The sequence below is a fragment of the Amycolatopsis sp. cmx-11-12 genome, assembly GCF_046269425.1.
GTDB lineage: Bacteria > Actinomycetota > Actinomycetes > Mycobacteriales > Pseudonocardiaceae > Amycolatopsis.
On record NZ_JADNQM010000008.1, the window covers coordinates 195,271 to 210,704 of the forward strand.

Annotated in this window: 16 protein-coding genes; 9 read left to right on the plus strand and 7 right to left on the minus strand. The window is 69.9% G+C overall.

Annotation, left to right across the window (positions count from 1 at the left end; genetic code table 11):
* Positions 1 to 10: 10 nt before the first annotated feature.
* The gene (locus ACLARN_RS13855; protein ID WP_409491771.1) at positions 11 to 610 is read right to left on the minus strand and encodes a CGNR zinc finger domain-containing protein; all 600 of its coding nucleotides are present in this window, start codon (positions 608 to 610) and stop codon (positions 11 to 13) included.
* Between the two features lie 55 nt (positions 611 to 665).
* Between ACLARN_RS13855 and ACLARN_RS13860 the strand changes: the two genes are divergently transcribed.
* On the plus strand, positions 666 to 1,064 hold the full coding sequence (locus tag ACLARN_RS13860; RefSeq protein ID WP_409491772.1) for an SRPBCC domain-containing protein: 399 nt from the start codon (positions 666 to 668) through the stop codon (positions 1,062 to 1,064).
* Here the strand turns inward: ACLARN_RS13860 and ACLARN_RS13865 are convergent, their stop codons facing one another.
* Complete coding sequence (locus ACLARN_RS13865) at positions 1,065 to 1,652, minus strand: TetR/AcrR family transcriptional regulator (protein ID WP_409491773.1); 588 nt, start codon at positions 1,650 to 1,652, stop codon at positions 1,065 to 1,067.
* Positions 1,653 to 1,744: 92 nt separating this feature from the next.
* On the opposite strand from ACLARN_RS13865, the gene ACLARN_RS13870 reads away from it, so the two are divergent.
* A complete protein-coding gene (locus tag ACLARN_RS13870) occupies positions 1,745 to 2,401 on the plus strand; it encodes an FMN-dependent NADH-azoreductase (RefSeq protein ID WP_409491774.1) in 657 nt (218 codons plus the stop codon).
* Positions 2,401 to 2,715, plus strand: a complete 315-nt coding sequence (locus ACLARN_RS13875; RefSeq protein ID WP_409491775.1) for a DMT family transporter — start codon at positions 2,401 to 2,403, stop codon at positions 2,713 to 2,715. Before ACLARN_RS13870 ends, ACLARN_RS13875 begins: the two co-directional genes overlap by 1 nt.
* A gap of 63 nt (positions 2,716 to 2,778) precedes the next feature.
* Here ACLARN_RS13875 and ACLARN_RS13880 read toward each other — a convergent pair whose 3' ends face one another.
* Positions 2,779 to 4,785 carry a prolyl oligopeptidase family serine peptidase gene (locus ACLARN_RS13880; protein ID WP_409491776.1) on the minus strand — a complete coding sequence of 669 codons (2,007 nt, stop codon included), beginning with the start codon at positions 4,783 to 4,785 and terminating at the stop codon, positions 2,779 to 2,781.
* 85 nt (positions 4,786 to 4,870) lie between these two features.
* Between ACLARN_RS13880 and ACLARN_RS13885 the strand changes: the two genes are divergently transcribed.
* Genes ACLARN_RS13885 through ACLARN_RS13895 form a run of 3 tightly spaced genes read left to right on the plus strand, consistent with a single transcriptional unit; the run spans position 4,871 to position 6,713 of the window.
* Positions 4,871 to 5,755: a neutral zinc metallopeptidase gene (locus ACLARN_RS13885; RefSeq protein WP_409491777.1), complete on the plus strand. Its 885-nt coding sequence runs from the start codon at positions 4,871 to 4,873 to the stop codon at positions 5,753 to 5,755.
* Positions 5,752 to 6,234 (plus strand): hypothetical protein, encoded by a 483-nt coding sequence (locus tag ACLARN_RS13890; RefSeq protein ID WP_409491778.1) that lies wholly within the window; start codon positions 5,752 to 5,754, stop codon positions 6,232 to 6,234. The genes ACLARN_RS13885 and ACLARN_RS13890 overlap by 4 nt, the downstream gene beginning before the upstream one ends.
* A gap of 47 nt (positions 6,235 to 6,281) precedes the next feature.
* Positions 6,282 to 6,713: a CBS domain-containing protein gene (locus ACLARN_RS13895; protein WP_409491779.1), complete on the plus strand. Its 432-nt coding sequence runs from the start codon at positions 6,282 to 6,284 to the stop codon at positions 6,711 to 6,713.
* A 68-nt stretch (positions 6,714 to 6,781) separates the two neighbouring features.
* Here the strand turns inward: ACLARN_RS13895 and ACLARN_RS13900 are convergent, their stop codons facing one another.
* Positions 6,782 to 8,356: a DUF4139 domain-containing protein gene (locus ACLARN_RS13900; protein WP_409491780.1), complete on the minus strand. Its 1,575-nt coding sequence runs from the start codon at positions 8,354 to 8,356 to the stop codon at positions 6,782 to 6,784.
* Positions 8,357 to 8,438: 82 nt separating this feature from the next.
* Here ACLARN_RS13900 and ACLARN_RS13905 point away from each other — a divergent pair, with 82 nt between their 5' ends.
* From ACLARN_RS13905 to ACLARN_RS13915, 3 genes are all read left to right on the plus strand, one after another.
* The gene (locus ACLARN_RS13905; protein WP_409491781.1) at positions 8,439 to 10,250 is read left to right on the plus strand and encodes a Xaa-Pro dipeptidyl-peptidase; all 1,812 of its coding nucleotides are present in this window, start codon (positions 8,439 to 8,441) and stop codon (positions 10,248 to 10,250) included.
* Positions 10,251 to 10,405: 155 nt separating this feature from the next.
* Entirely contained in the window at positions 10,406 to 11,260 is an 855-nt protein-coding gene (locus ACLARN_RS13910; RefSeq protein ID WP_409491782.1) for a M23 family metallopeptidase, read from the plus strand.
* 149 nt (positions 11,261 to 11,409) lie between these two features.
* The gene (locus ACLARN_RS13915) at positions 11,410 to 12,474 is read left to right on the plus strand and encodes a DUF4192 domain-containing protein (protein WP_409491783.1); all 1,065 of its coding nucleotides are present in this window, start codon (positions 11,410 to 11,412) and stop codon (positions 12,472 to 12,474) included.
* Here the strand turns inward: ACLARN_RS13915 and galE are convergent.
* From galE to ACLARN_RS13930, 3 genes are all read right to left on the minus strand, one after another.
* Positions 12,443 to 13,402: a UDP-glucose 4-epimerase GalE gene (galE, locus tag ACLARN_RS13920; protein WP_409491893.1), complete on the minus strand. Its 960-nt coding sequence runs from the start codon at positions 13,400 to 13,402 to the stop codon at positions 12,443 to 12,445. The genes ACLARN_RS13915 and galE overlap by 32 nt on opposite strands.
* Positions 13,403 to 13,522: 120 nt before the next feature.
* Positions 13,523 to 14,704 carry a galactokinase gene (gene galK / locus ACLARN_RS13925; RefSeq protein WP_409491784.1) on the minus strand — a complete coding sequence of 394 codons (1,182 nt, stop codon included), beginning with the start codon at positions 14,702 to 14,704 and terminating at the stop codon, positions 13,523 to 13,525.
* Positions 14,701 to 15,420, minus strand: a complete 720-nt coding sequence (locus ACLARN_RS13930; RefSeq protein ID WP_084749284.1) for a metal-dependent transcriptional regulator — start codon at positions 15,418 to 15,420, stop codon at positions 14,701 to 14,703. The genes galK and ACLARN_RS13930 overlap by 4 nt, the downstream gene beginning before the upstream one ends.
* Between the last annotated feature and the right edge of the window lie 14 nt (positions 15,421 to 15,434).

Consider the following 15,434-nt stretch of genomic DNA (forward strand, 5'->3'; position numbering starts at 1 on the left):
ATCCTAGCGATCACGTGGTTTCGGTCCGCACCCGGTAGGCCCGGATCTTGGCGCGGTTGCCGCAGCGCTCCATCGAGCACCAGCGGCGGTTGCCCGAGCGGGATGTGTCGAAGAAGAGCAGGTAGCAGTCGTCGGCCGAACATTCGCGGACGCGGCCGGACCGTTCGCCCGCGATGAGCCCGATCGCGTCGCGGGCGACGGCGCCCAGGAGTTGCTTGCCGGTGATGGGGGGCGCCCAGGCGAGCCGCCGCGTTTCCGGGTCGATCACCGGCCGTGGGGTCGCCCCGGTCGCGTCGTTCAGCAGGACGAGGTCTTCGTCCGACGGCGCTTCGCCGCGGGCGAGGGCGGGCGCGACGCGGTAGAGCGCGTCCCGGAGTTCCTTGAGCGCGGCGAGTTCGGACGGCCGGATCTGGACGTCGGTCAAGGGCGCTGTCAGCGCCAGCCGGGAGCCGGTGAACCACTCGGCGAGGTCCGGCGGCGTATGCGCGATCTCGTAGCGCTCGTACGGGCCGGGGCCGCCGGTCAGCATGAGTTCGAGGCTGAGGCTGCCCGGATCGAACCGGTACCGCTCGCCCTGGGCGTTCACGAGAAGTCTTGTTCCCGGAGTCATGTAACCACTATAGTCGGTTTCAGAAACCAGGTAAGACGGTTACGGCGGAGGCGTGATGATCGGGAAGACGAAGGACGCGGGCTGGGAGATCGGCGTGTCCAAGACGGTGGCCTATCCGCTGGAACACGTGTGGGAGTACCTCTCGGGACCGGGTCTGACGGCTTGGCTGGGCGACGTGCGGCTGGAACCGGAGAAGGGCGCGCCGTACGAGACGGCCGAGGGCACCGTCGGCGAGGTCCGCGGCTACCGCGTGCGCGAGAAGATCCGTCTCACCTGGCGGCCGAAGGACTGGGACCACGAGAGCACGGTCCAGGTGGGACTCCGTCCGGCCGGGCCGGGCAAGACGACCGTCGTCTTCCATCAGGAGCGGCTCGCCGGGCCGGAGGAGCGTGCCGCGCAACGTGAGCACTGGCAGGCCGTGATGAAGGTCGTCGTCGACGGCCTCGCCGCCTGATCAGGACAGTGCCCGCCGCGCCTGCTCGCTCAGCGCGTCGGTGATGCGTTCGGGACTCAGGCCGAGTTCGCCGGTCTGGTAGAGGAAGACCTCGGGGGCGAGCGGCGCCAGCAGGATGTCGGCGAGCGCGTCCGGGTCCTTCGCGCCCGCCTGCTCGGCGAGCAAACGGACGTGCGTGCGCCACAGCCGGTACGGACCGGTGGTGAACCGTGAGTGCCCGACTTCGGTGCCGAGGACGAGATGCGCGTGCCGGGCGAGCAGACCGGTCATCGCCGCGTAGAACGCGGCCAGCCGCTCGGCGGGCGGCGCGCCGGGGCCCAGCGGGGGAGGGCCGGTGAGCAGTCGCTCCTGCAACTCCCGCTCGTGTTCGTCCAGCAGGGCGACGGCGATCGCCGAGCGGTCCGGGTAGCGGCGGTACAGGGTGGCGCGGCCGACCCCGGCCGCTTTGGCGATGTCCTCCATGGTGACGTCCGCGGCCGGACGTGCGGCGAAGAGCGCTTCGGCGGCCTCCAGGATCTTCGCGCGGTTACGGGCGGCGTCCGACCGTTCTCGTCCCGGGCCGTTCGCGAGCAGATCTTCCGTCGGCATGTTCGCAGCCTAGGGAATATCCGGACACGGCGTCCACTTGTACCGGGCGAAGCAAGTGGACGCCGTGTCCACTTCCTGGTCCGGAGGCCCCGATGAGCCACCTTCTCCACCTTGACTCCAGTGCCCGCGGCACGTCGTTCTCCCGCGAACTGAGCGCTCGCTTCGCCGACGTCTGGCGGGCCGCGCGTCCCGGCGCGGGCTACACCTACCGCGACGTGGCCGCGGATCCGGTGCCGCCGATCGGGCAGGCGTGGACCGAGATCTGCGACGCCCTCCTCGCCGCCGGGATCACCGACCCGGCCGGCTACGCCTCGGTGGTCAAGACTCCTGAGCAGCGTGAGGCGTGGGCCGTCGTCGAGCCGCTGCTGGCCGAACTGCTCGCCGCCGACGTCGTGCTGATCGGGGCGCCGATGTACAACTTCTCGATCCCCGCGACGCTCAAGCTGTGGATCGACCAGGTGACGTTCCCGAAGATGTCCTTGGCGGGCAAGGCTTTCGTGGTCGCCGGGGCGCGCGGGGGTACCTACCTGCCGGGAACACCGAGGGAGCCTGTCGACCATCACGAGCGCTATCTGCGTGACTTCTTCGCCGGGCACTACGACGTCCACGACGTCACGTTCCTGCATTCCGAACTCACGAACGCGCTCGTCGACCCTCGGCTGAGTCCGCGCGACCCAGACCGGGTCGCGTCGCGGGAAACGGCGCTGCGGGCGGCGGAATCGTTCGCCTCGGCGGACGGGGCGGCCTGATGGGCTGGGGAATCCTGCTGGTGGCCGGGATCGTCGAGGTCGCCTGGTCGCAGAGCATCAAACCGACGGACAACTTCACCCGGTTCTGGCCGACCGTGCTCTGTTTCGTCCTCGGCGTCGCGGCCGTCTATCTGCTTTCGAAGGCGATGGACACGCTGCCGGTGGGGACCGCGTACGCCGTGTTCACCGGGATCGGCGCGGTGGGCGCGATCGTGTTCGGCGTCGTGATCCACAAGGATCCGCTCAGTTTCGGGCGGTTCGCGGCGATGGCGCTGATCGTCGGAGGGGTGGTGCTGGCGAAGGTGGCGGAGTGAGCCGGGTGTCATGAAAGGGTCTTTCAGGACGAAGAGGGTCTTGAAAGACCCTTTCATGACACGTCAGGCGAGCTTCTCCCACAGGAATTCGAGCATCAGCGCCCATTTGAACGCCAGCTGCTCGTTGTCGGCCGCCGCGCCGTGGCCGCCCTCGATGTTCTCGTGGTACCGCACGTCGTGCCCCTGCTCCAGCATCCGCGCGACCATCTTGCGCGCGTGCGCGGGATGCACCCGGTCGTCCCGGGTGGAGGTGACGAACAGGACCGGCGGATAGTCCCGTCCACTGTGGACGTTCTGGTACGGCGAGTACTTCCCGATGAAGTCCCATTCCGCAGGGTCGTCGGGGTCGCCGTACTCCGCCATCCACGACGCGCCCGCGAGGAGTTTGTGGTATCGCTTCATGTCCAGCAGCGGCACCTGGCTCACGATGGCGCCGAACAGGTGCGGGTACCGCGTGAGCATGACGCCCATCAGCAGCCCGCCGTTGCTGCCGCCCTGGATCCCGAGGCGGCCCGGCTCGCTGATGCCGCGCTCGGCGAGGTCGGCGGCGACGGCCGAGAAGTCCTCGTAGACCTTGTACCGCTTGGCTTTGGTGACCGAGGTGTGCCAGGCGGGCCCGTATTCGCCGCCGCCGCGGATGTTCGCGACGACGTAGGTCCCGCCGCGCGAGAGCCAGCCTCGGCCGATCACGCCGCTGTAGCTGGGGGTCAGCGAGACCTCGAAGCCGCCGTACCCGGTCAGCAGCGTCGGCCCGCCTTCGGCGCCGGAGGGGCGTACGACGAAGTACGGGATCTTCGTGCCGTCCTCCGACGTCGCGAAGTACTGCGAGACCGTCATGCCTTCGCTGTCGAAGAACGAGGGCGCGCGCTTGAGGACTTCGACGTCGCCGCCGACGTGCCCGTAGCTCAGCGTCGACGGCTGGGTGTAGCCGCTGGAGTCGAGTAGGTACTCGTCACTGACGTCGGGGTCGGTGCCGGTGATCTGCGCCGTGCCCAGCTCCGGGGCGCCGGCGAGCGGCTGCGAGCTCCAGTCGTCCGACGGCGTGAGCACACGCAGTTCCGTCCGGACGTCGGACAGCGTCGAGAGCAGCAGATGGTTGTGCGTCCACGCCCAGTACTCCAGCGACGTGTGCGCGTCGGGCGTGAAGAGCGTCGTGAAGGTGCGCTCACCCGCCATGAAGGCGTCGAACCCGGAGGCGAGCAGGGTGCCGGACGGGTAGGTGGTGCCGTCGACGGTCCAGTCCGAGCGGAGCCGGATCAGCAGCCATTCGCGGTGTGAGGACGTCTGTGCGTCTTCGGGGACCTCGATCCGCTTCAGCTCGCCAGGCGTCCTGACGTACCGCTCGGTGCGGTAGAAGTCGATCGACCGGTAGACGAAGTCGCGTTCGTATCCCTCGGTCGGGTCGTGGTGGGCCGACACCGAGACGTCGTCCGGCTTGCCCTCGAAGACCACCGTCGCCTCTTCGAGCGGGGTACCGCGCCGCCATTCCTTGGCCAGCCTCGGATAACCCGAGCTGGTCAACGTTCCCGCGCCGAAATCGGTGCCGATGTAGACGCGGTCGCGGTCGATCCAGCCGATCCGGGTCTTGGCTTCGGGCACGAAGAACCCGTCCTCGACGAAGCGGCGTTCTTCGAGGTCGAATTCGCGGACGACGGTCGCGTCGGCCCCACCTCGCGACAGTTCGACCAATGCGATGTCGTAGCCCGGCCGCAGGACGGCGGCGCCCTGCCACACCCAGTTCTCGCCGTCGGCCTCGGCCAGCGCGTCGACGTCGAGCAGGAGGTCCCACTCCGGCGCGTCGAGCCGGTACTGCTCGAGGGTGGTGCGGCGCCACAGGCCGCGGGGGTTGGCCGAGTCCTGCCAGAAGTTGTACAGGTACTCGCCGCGGCGGCGGACGTACGGGATCCGGTCGTCGGCGTCGAGGACCTCGCGGACCTCGTCACGGATGCCGGCGAACCGCTCGCCGAGGGACAGCTCCGCCAGGGACTCGGAGTTGCGGGCTCGCACCCAGTCCAGCGCTTCGCCGCCGGTCACGTCTTCCAGCCACAGGTACGGGTCCTCGTCACTCATGCTGACAGTCTCGCCGGGGTGTCGGCCCCGGCGCCACCAGGTGTGGTGTTTCGTATGCTGGGGGCTCGCACGCTGGGGGGAGACCATGACCGGCACCGACGAGGCATCCCGCGATACGGGCACCGCCGTGGTCGGCTTGTTCATCGTCGCGGCCTTGACCGCCGCCGGGATGGCGATGGCTGGCGGACCGCGGGAGATCGACGGCCAGGCCCTCCCGGTGCCGGACGCGCTCACTTCCGAACGCGCCAAGGCGCCGGCCAAACCCGCGCCCGAGGAGGTGCGGGAGCTGGAAACGAACCCGCTGCTGGCCGACGGGGTCGCGCTCGGCGCGGTCACCTGCCGGTTGCCGGCGATCAGCCGGGACCCCGCGAAGCTGGAGAGGTACTACAAGACCTTCGCCTCCTGTCTCGCCGAAGCCTGGAAACCGGCTTTGGACCAGGCGAACGAGCCCGCGCTGACGGTGACCGTGCAGGTGACGCTGCCGGAGACGAGCGCCTGCGGGAAGGTGCCGAGCGAGGCAGAGGCCGTCGCCTACTACTGCGGCGGTGACACCACGATCTACGCGCCGACCGAGTGGATGCTGAGCGACGCCGGACTCGAACGGTCCCGTCATCTCGCGACCATGGCCCACGAGTACGGGCACCACATCCAGCGCTCCAGCGGGATCCTGTCGGCCGCCGCGGAGAAGATGACCTCGCCGGACGAGGACAGCCCGGCCGACAAGGAACGGGTCCGCCGCATCGAACTCCAGGCGAACTGCTTCGGCGCGCTCGCCCTCGCGGCCGCCGCCGGCCGCGGGTCGATCAGCACTTCGCTGGCCGCCGCCGCGCTCGACACCTACGGCGACACCGACGACAGCGACACCCACGGCAGTAGCCGTAACCAGCTGAAATGGGCGAAAGCCGGGTTCTCGGGGAAGGCGACGTCGTCGTGCAACACCTGGGCGGCGCCCGCTTCGGAGGTCAAATGAGCGACGACGTGATGGCCGAGATCCACGCCGGCCTCCAGCTGCACATCTCCGGCGACCGGGCGGGCGCGCGCGAGAAGTTCGCCGCGCTGTGGGAGCGGATCGGCGAGGAAGGCGACCCGCTGCACCGATGCGCGCTCGCGCACTACATGGCCGACGTCCGCGACGACCCGGCCGACGAACTCGCCTGGGATCTCCGCGCGCTCGCGGCCGCGGACTCGCTGACCGACGAACGCGCCCAGGAGTATCACGCGACCCTCGCCGTGCGCGGGTTCTACCCGTCGCTGCATCTCAACCTCGCCGAGGATTACCGCAAACTCGGTGATCACGAGGCCGCGAAGGCCCAATGGGAGCTCGGGCGGGGAACACTCGGCGCGCTCGGCGACGACCCGTACGGCACCGGGATCATCGAGGCCTACGACGCGCTCGCGACCAGGTTGGGCATCGAATCGGACTCTCCGGACTTTCGCGCACGGCGGTGAGGCCATAACCTGGAGTGACTCAGGTCACCCATCCGGGAGGAGCGCGTATGCGGATTTCCGATCTGTTGCGGAACAAGGGGGCGGCCGTCGCGACCGTCTCGCCGGAGACGAACGTCACCGAGCTGCTCGAGAGACTGGCGGAGCACAACGTCGGCGCCCTGGTGGTCGTCGACGACGAGGGCGGGATCGTCGGGATCGTCTCCGAACGGGACGTGGTGCGGCGGCTCAACGAGCGCGGGCCCCAGCTGCTCGACGGATCGGTGTCCGCGATCATGACGAAGATGGTCGCCAGCTGTACCCCCGAGGACTCGGTGGACCAGCTGTCGGTCCTGATGACCGAACGCCGCATCCGGCACGTCCCGGTCCTGGTGGACGGCAGGCTCGCCGGGATCGTGAGCATCGGCGACGTCGTGAAGACGCGCATGGAACAGCTGGAGAAGAGTCAGGAACAGCTCGAGGCGTACATCTCGCAGGGCTGAGCCTGTTATGAACGGACCTTTCATAACAAAATCTGTTATGAAAGGTCCGTTCATAACATCGTCGACGGCTACTCGCGCCAGCCGGAAAGCTCCACGCCCTTCGCGACATCCACCCGGTATCCGAGCGTCACGACACCCTTCGCGCCCGGAGCGAGCGTCAGCCGCCAGGTGAACTCACCCAGATCGGTCTGCTCCACCGGCTCGGGCACCGCGCGGACGTCGCGGACCGTGATCGCTTCGTCGCGGGAGACCGGCGCCTGGTCCAGCACGGTCACGACCGCTTCGCGCGGGCTGTGGTTGCTGACGGTCGTGGTGTAGGCGGCCTCCCGTTTGCGCACGCCGGACAGCGTCGCCTTGCTCGCCGAGCGATGCGAGAGTTCCCGTTCGACCCGGATCCGGTCGTCCACGCCGAGGGCGAGTTCGAGTTCCTCGCCCGGCGCCCAGACGTCGAGCCGCGTGGTGCCGACGAACTCCGTCTCGTGGAACACCGACGCCTTCCCCGGCCGCAGCGTGTGTTCCGACGTGTTGACCACGGTCGCCCGCAGGTATGCCTCCGACGAGACCGCCGGAGCGGTGATATAGCCCAGTTTCGCCGTCAGGTCCAGCTGTGCCAGCGTCGTGCGGTGGCCCTGTGCGCCCGAAGGCACCGCTACCGGACGTCCCGGCCGGTAGGTGACCGCGGTGGCCCCCTCCTCGGCGGTCGCGGTCCGCACCGCCATCGGGGCCCTGGCGGACGCGGGCGGCGCCATGCTCACCGCTTCCGGGATCCCGCCGCCCATCGGTGACGCCCCGCCGTACGCGGCGCGTGCCATCGCCGGCTGGACCGGGCGTACGCGGTCGAGGAACCACGGTTCGAGTTCGGGGACCTCCACGGTGTTCGCCGGTCGCGCGGTGGACAGGGCCAGCTCGCATTCGGGCCAGTCCTCGCCGGTGTGCTGGGTGATCCTCCCGTACCAGGTCACGCTGACGTCCTCACCGCGGACGCGGACGTCGTAACCGGGTTCCCAGCTCGCGTTCGCGACCACATAGGACAGTTCGAGGCCGAACTCCGCGCCGTCCTCCTGGCTTTCCAGTTCGACCGTGACCGTCGCACTGTCCACATCGGACAGCCCTTGCTTCGCCTGGATCTCCCGGTCCAGCGCGCCGAGGTCGCCGCGATGGCGGGCGAGCCGGATGCCGAGTTCGCGGCGTTTGCCCAGCGCGCCCGCCAACTGCGTGCCGAGCGCGTCGGTCACCTCCGCGACCCGGGGCGGCTCCGCCGTGCCCGCCGCGAGCGCCTTCGCGAACCTGCCGCCACTCCGCTTCGCCACCCCGGTCAGCAGCTCGACCTTCGCGGTCTCCGCGGCGACGGCGTCCGCGACCTCGTCGACCACGGCCTGGTCGGCGTGCCGCTGCTCCGTCAGCGCGCGCAAGGAAGCGTCGGCGGGCGCGGGATGGCGCTCGACGGCGACGTCGACCCCCGCGATGACCGCCGGACCGGAGCCGGTGACCCGGACCGAATCGGAGTCCAGGTTCCAGGGCAGACCGGCGAAACTGAACCGTGTGTCCTTGTCGTCAAGGCGTGCCGAGGCCCGTCTCGTTATCCGGGCATGGTGGGGGTACACGGTGACGGCGACGATCGGTGCTTCCACGATGCTCGGCATGCCTCCGACGTTAGTCTCTTGACACCTGTTCGGGTGGCCGGAAGCCTCAGCTTCGTCTTGCCCGCCCGCCTTTGGGGGTCACGTGAGAGTCGCCAGGCTCGCCGCCTTGTTCACCGCCGTCCTGGTTCTTCCAGCGACGGCTCTGCCGGCCCAAGCCGACGCCCCGCCGACACCGGTCTTCAAAGACGGTCAGGCGCAGCCGGTGTTCGACCCGGCGGAGGTCATCCGGGAGAACGTCTGGGTCACCGCGCCAGTCGACAGCGACGGCGACGGCAAGGACGACCTCGTGCACGCGGAGGTGGTGCGGCCGCGCGCGACCCAGCAGGGCATGAAGGTCCCGGTCGTCTACCAGGCCAGCCCGTATTACGCGGGCGGCAACGACGTCGCGAACCACAACGTCGACACCGAGCTGTACGTGCCCGGCGCCAAACGCGCCCCCGCGGGCCCGCGGATCGCGACCAAGACCGTCGGCCCGAACCCGGCGCCGATCAGCTGGCGCTACCAGGACTACTTCACCGCCCGTGGGTTCGCCGTGGTGTACGGCGAATCGCTCGGCAGCGGCCAGTCCACCGGCTGCCCGAGCACCGGCGACGTCAACGAGACCATCGGCGCGAAGTCCATTGTGGACTGGCTGAACGGCAGGGCGACGGCGCGCGACGCCGCGGGCAAGGCCGCGGTCGCGGACTGGAGCACCGGCAAGACCGGCATGACCGGCGTCTCCTACAACGGGACGCTGCCCAACGCGGTCGCCAGCACCGGCGTCGAGGGACTGGAGACGATCGTCCCCATCGCGGCGATCTCCAGCTGGTACGACTACTACCGCAACGACGGCGCCGTCGTCGCGGCAGGCGGTTTCCAGGGCGAGGACGCGGACGTACTCGCGGACTACGTGTACACGCGCCAGGACCGTGCCGTCTGCCGTCCGCTCATCGACCGCATCGCCGTCGACCAGGACCGGGTGACCGGCGACTACAGCCCCTTCTGGGACGTGCGGAACTACCGCAACGACGTGCGGAAGGTACGGGCCTCGGTGCTCGTGGTGCACGGCCTCGGCGACTGGAACGTCAAGACCGACCAGGGCACGCGCTGGTACGAGGCGCTGAAGCAGCACGGCGTCGAGCACAAGATCTGGCTGCACCAGTCCGGTCACGCCGACCCGTACAGCCTCCGCCGCGACGTCTGGCTCGCCACGTTGAACAAGTGGATGTCGCACTACCTCTACGACCTGGACAACGGCATCGAACGCGAGCCGAAGGCCACCATCCAGCGCGAGGACAAGTCGTGGGTGGACGAGCCAGAGTGGCCGCTGCCCGGCACCCAGGACGTGAAGCTCTACCCGTGGCCCGGCGGCTCCTCGAAGGGCAAGCTCGACACGCGCAACTCCGTTCCTGGCAAGGCCGCCGTCGAGAAGCTGGCCGACGACGCGAGCAAGACCGTCGAACAGCTCGCCAACGCGGCCTCGTCGGGCAACCGGCTGCTGTACTCGACCACCGCCGCGAAGCAGCCCGTACGCCTGGCCGGCACCGCGAAGGTCGGTCTGTCGGTGTCCTTCGACAAGCCCGCCGCGAATGTGACGGCGGTGCTCGTCGACCGCGCCCCGAACGGTACGGCGAAGGTGATCACCCGCGGCTGGACCGACCCGCAGAACCGCCGCGACCCGGCCCGCACCGACCCGATCACCCCCGGTGAGAGCTATCAGATCGAGGTCGAGCTGGTGGCGAAGGACTACCTGCTCGCGGCCGGGCACAAGATCGAGTTCCTGCTGGCTTCCAGCGACCACGACTACACGCTCCGGCCGAAGCCCGGGGCGGGGATCTCGCTCGAACTGAACCGGACCACCGTGGTGCTGCCGGTGGCGGGCGGGAAGCCCGCGTTGCGCGCCGCCTTCGGCTGAGTCGTCCCGTTCCGGATGCCACGTTCCCCGCGGGGAACGTGGCATCCGGCGTTTCCTGGCCGAAAACGCCGACCCGACCTCGGCCTTGTATGGAAAATGTATTTCGTCCGGCTTTGCTTCGCGGCGTCCGGCTTCCCCATCCGATGGAGGTCTCCATGTCCAGGTTGCGCCGCCTCGCAGTACTCGCCGCGGCCACCGTCATCCCCGCGCTCGGCCTGACCCTGGCCGGAACGACGCAGGCGTCGGCGGCTCCGAACTTCCAGGTCCCGTTCAAATGCGGGGTGACGGTCACGGCCGCGACGTTCAGCGGGCACAGCCCGGCGAACTCGGTCGACTTCCAGAAGTCGGGGATCACCGGGATGCCGGTGCTCGCCTCGGCGGGTGGCACCGTAAGCCGGGTCGCCAACGAAGGCAGCACGAGCTACGGGCGCTGGGTCGAGATCAACCACGGTGGCGGCTGGACCACCCGTTACGCCCACCTGTCGACCCAGTCGGTCTCGGTCGGCCAGGCCGTCAGCCTCGGCAAGCAGATCGGCACGGCCGGGGCGACCGGCGGAGTGACCGGTCCGCACCTGCACTTCGAACAGCGGCTCAACGGAACGGCGCAGAAGGCGAAGCTGAACGGGGTCGCGGTGCCGTACTACGGCCACACGAACTTCACCAGCAAGAACTCGTGCGGCGGCAACCCGTACGAGGCCACCGAGGTGTGCGGCAGCGGGTTCTCGGTGGTCGACTCGCAGGCGCTCGCCAACGGCTCCGGCACGGCGTACCTGCTCTACAACTCGTCGGCCAAGTCCAACTGCGTGACCACGCTGAAGGCGGTTTCGCTCGGCACCGCGTCGCCGGTGTCGGCGTTCCTCGAGGTCCAGGGTTCGGCTCGCACGACCGATTCCGGCAGCTTCACCTACTACGCCGGGCCCGTGAAGAAGACGGCCGCCGCGACCTGCGTCAAGTGGGGCGGGTCGGTCGGGACGAACGCCTACGAGAGCCCGTTCGAACACTGCGACTGACCCCGAGGGGCCGGGCACGATAGACCACCCCACCGACAGGATCCGCGTCCCCGCGACCGGTCCGCGGCGGTTGTGCACAACGGTCCCGGCTGTCCACAGATGTGTCCTGCCCCCACCCGGCGGCCCCATTCCCGCCGCAGGGTGGGGGCATGACCACTTCCACCCCGACCGGCAGGACCAAGGTCGATCTGAAGGATCCGGCGGACCTGCTCGCCGCGATCCCGTACATCCTCGGGTTCCACCCCGAGAACTCCGTCGTCGTCTTCGGGCAGCGAGGGCCGGACCGCAAGCGACAGGGCATGACCCTGCGCGTGGACCTCCCACCGCCCGGACTCGAACAGGAACAGGCGCGGGACCTCGCGGGCAGGCTCGCCGCGACCGCGCACACCGGCGCCACGGTGGCCGTCGTCGGCGGCGGTTCCCCGAATCCGGCCGGGCGGCCGCCGCGCCGCCGTTTCGTCCGGCGCCTGGAATCCGCACTCGCCGAGCACGGCATCCCCCTGCTGCACTCGTTGTGGGTACCGTCCATCACCGCCGGCGTGCGGTGGGGGTGTTACCGCGACAGGGACTGCGGCGGCCTCCTGCCCGACCCTCGCGAGTCGGTGATCGCCGCCGTCGCCACCAGCGTCGGCCACGTCGCCCGCGAGAGCAGGGAAGACCTGGAGCGTCTTTTCGAAGCCGGTCCGCCAGAAACGCTCGCGCGGCGTTCCGAACTCCTGACCCGGCTGCCGGAGCCGCCCTGGGAAGGAGACGCCGTCGCCGAGGCGGGGCTCGCCGAGGTGAACGCCGCGCTCGCCCGTGTCGAGAGTGGCGACCAGGTGATCACCGACGACCAGGCCGTCCGCTTGGCCTGGGCGCTTTCCCTCGTCGAAGTCCGGGACGCCTGCCTGCTCACCGCCGCGCCGGTGGACTCGCCGCTGGCGCGGACCGCGGAAGATCTCTGGCTCTGCCTCGCCCGTGAGCTTCCCGCGCCGGAATCCGCCGAGGCACTGTGCCTGAAGGCGCACGCCGCCTACGCCCGCGGTGACCTGACCGTCGCCGGGATGGCGCTGGCCAGGGCCCGCGAAGTCGATCAGGAGCACAGGATGACCGGGCTGCTGACAGCCGCCTTGGACGGGATGCTGGCTCCGTCCGAAGTGGCCGGGATCATCCTGCGGCAGCGGGCGGAAAGCCCGCTCGTGCTCAGCCTCGGGCCGCTTGGCGGGACCGCGTGAACTCCCACGCGTCGGCCACGATGCCGTCGAGGTCCGTGCGCTCGGGCTTCCACCCGAGTTCGTCACCCGCGCGCTCGCTGGAGGCCACCAGCACCGACGGGTCGCCCGCCCGGCGCGGCGCGACCGCGGCGGGGATCTCGTGACCGGTGATGCGGCGGCACGCCTCGATCACTTCGAGCACGGAGAAACCGGTGCCGCTGCCGAGGTTGTAGACGCGGTGCTCGCCGTCGACGGCGTGGCGCAGGGCCAGCTGGTGCGCGTCGGCGAGGTCGACCACGTGGATGTAGTCGCGGATGGCGGTGCCGTCCGCGGTCGGGTAGTCGTCACCGAAGATCTGGATCCGCTCGCGGTCCCCGGTGGCGACCTGGAGCACGAGGGGGATCAGGTGGGTTTCGGTGGTGTGCCGCTCGCCGAAGGAGCCGTAGGCGCCCGCGACGTTGAAGTAGCGCAGGCTCACCGCGGCGATGCCGTGAGCGCGCGAGAACGACGTCATCGCGTGGTCGATGGCCAGCTTCGTCGCGCCGTAGGTGTTCGTCGGCTGCGTCGGCGCGGTTTCCGGGATGGGGGAGGATTCGGGTTCGCCGTAGGTGGCCGCGGTGGAGGAGAACACCAGTCGCTTCGTGCCGTGGTCGCGCATCGCCTCGAGCAGACGGAGCGAGGTCAGGACGTTGCCTTCCCAGTACTTCGCCGGATCCGTCATCGACTCGCCGACCAGCGACTTGGCGGCGAAGTGGAGGACACCGTCGAACCCGTCGCCGAGAACGCGCCGCGCGACCTCGGCGGCGTCACCCTCGATGAAGGTGGCGTCCGGGTGCACCGCGTCGCCGTGTCCGGTGGAGAGGTCGTCGACCACGGTGACGTCGTGCCCGGCCTCGATGAGGCGGGCCGCGCAGACGCTGCCCACATAACCGGCTCCGCCCGTCACCATCAGCTTCAGGGTCTTGGTCGGTTCGTCGGTCACGTTCGCGCCTTTCTGCTGCGGATGCGGTCGCGGCCCAGTCTCCACGCCCCCGGGCATCCGTCGCGCCCGGGGGTACTAGGACACGGCCTACAGCTCGTCGTGACCCGCGCCGCGCGAAGGGACCGCGGTGAACAGCCTGGGGTGGCGCAGATCCGCCGCCTCGTACGCGGCCTTCACCGCTCGCCCCACAGTGTCCACATCGGACTCGCGGACCAGTGCGATCGCCGAACCGCCGAAGCCGCCGCCGGTCATCCGTGCGCCGAGCGCCCCGGCTTCGCGGGCCGAATCGACGGCGAGGTCGAGTTCACGGGTGGAAATCCGGTAGTCGTCGCGCATGCTGACGTGCGAGGCGTCCAGCTGGGGGCCGATCTCGGTGATCCGGCCAGCCCGCAGCAGGTCCACGGTGTCGAGGACCCGCTGGTTCTCCGTCACCACGTGGCGCACCAGCGGCACCAGTTCGTCCGGCAGCTTGGCGAGCGCGGTGTCCAGCCCGTCGACGCCGATGTCCCTGAGCGCCTTCACTTCGAGCAGTTCCGCGGCGCGCTCGCAGCCCCTCCGGCGTTCGCCGTAGCCGCCCTCGGCGTGCGAGTGCTTCGTGCGGGTGTCCATGATCAGGATCCGGACGCCGGATTCCTCCAGCGGGAACGGCACCTGCTCCATCTCGCCGGAGCGGACGTCGAGGAACAGCACGTTCGATTCCGTGCAGCACAAGGAAGCGGTCTGGTCGAGCAGGCCGGTCGGCGCCCCGACGAAGTCGTTCTCCGAACGCTGTACCCAGCGGGCCACTTCGTGCAGGGTCGGCGCGCCCGCGCCGGTCCCCGGAGTGACGCCCGCGAGCCCCAGGAGGGCGAGCGCGACGGCGCATTCGAGCGCGTGGGAGGAGGACAGTCCCGCCCCCGAGGGCACGTTCCCCGCGATCACCACGTCCGCGCCGCCGCCGAAGCCCTGGTCACGCAGTACCCAGGCGACCCCCGCCGGGTACGCGGCCCACCCCTCGACCGCGCCGGGGCGCAGGTCGGCGATGGTGAGCGGGCCGGATTCCTGGACCCGGCCGTCCGACCCCAGGGTGGCGACGGTCAGGACGCCGTCCTCGCGCGGGCTCGCCGCGGCGGCGAGCCGGTGCGGCAGGGCGAACGGCAGCACGAAACCGTCGTTGTAGTCGGTGTGCTCGCCGATCAGGTTCACCCGGCCGGGCGCGGACCACACCCCCGCCGGAGCCCGGTCGTGAAGGGTCCGGAAGGTCGCCGCGGCGTCGGACGCGGCCCTCACCTGGCCTGCGCCAGCACGGCGTGCAGCGCCGAAACGGGCACCTGGGCGATATTGTTCCCGCCGGTGACCTCGATGGTCCCGCCGGGCGCCGTCTTGCCAACCTTGACCCGGCCACCGGGCACGATGCCGACCGACTTCAGTTCCGTCATCAGCGTCTCATCGAGCTGCACGTGCTCGGCGATGCGGCGGATCTCGACGTCGCCGCCACCCATGCGGGCGAACTCGTCGAGCCGCACCAGGTCGGCTTCGGCCGGCGGGGCGGGATCGCCGTCGCCGAGCTTGTCCAGTCCCGGGATCGGGTTGCCGTAGGGCGAGGTGGTGGGGTGGTCGAGCAGCTTGACCAGCTTGCGCTCGACAGCCTCGCTCATCACGTGTTCCCAGCGGCAGGCCTCGTTGTGGACGTGCTCCCATTCCAGGCCGATCACATCGACCAGGAGGCGCTCGGCCAGCCGGTGCTTCCGCATCACGGCGATCGCGAGTTCGCGACCGTGGTCGGTCAGCTGCAGGTGCCTGTCGTCCGCGACCACGACCAGTCCGTCACGTTCCATCCTGGCGACGGTCTGGCTCACGGTCGGGCCGCTCTGTTGCAGCCGCTCCGCGATCCGGGCCCGCAGCGGGACGACACCCTCTTCTTCGAGCTCGTAGATCGTACGTAAGTACATCTCTGTGGTGTCGATGAGATCGTTCACGCTGTCCCCTTCGTCCGCGTAGCTCATCGTAGTCGCTGGCA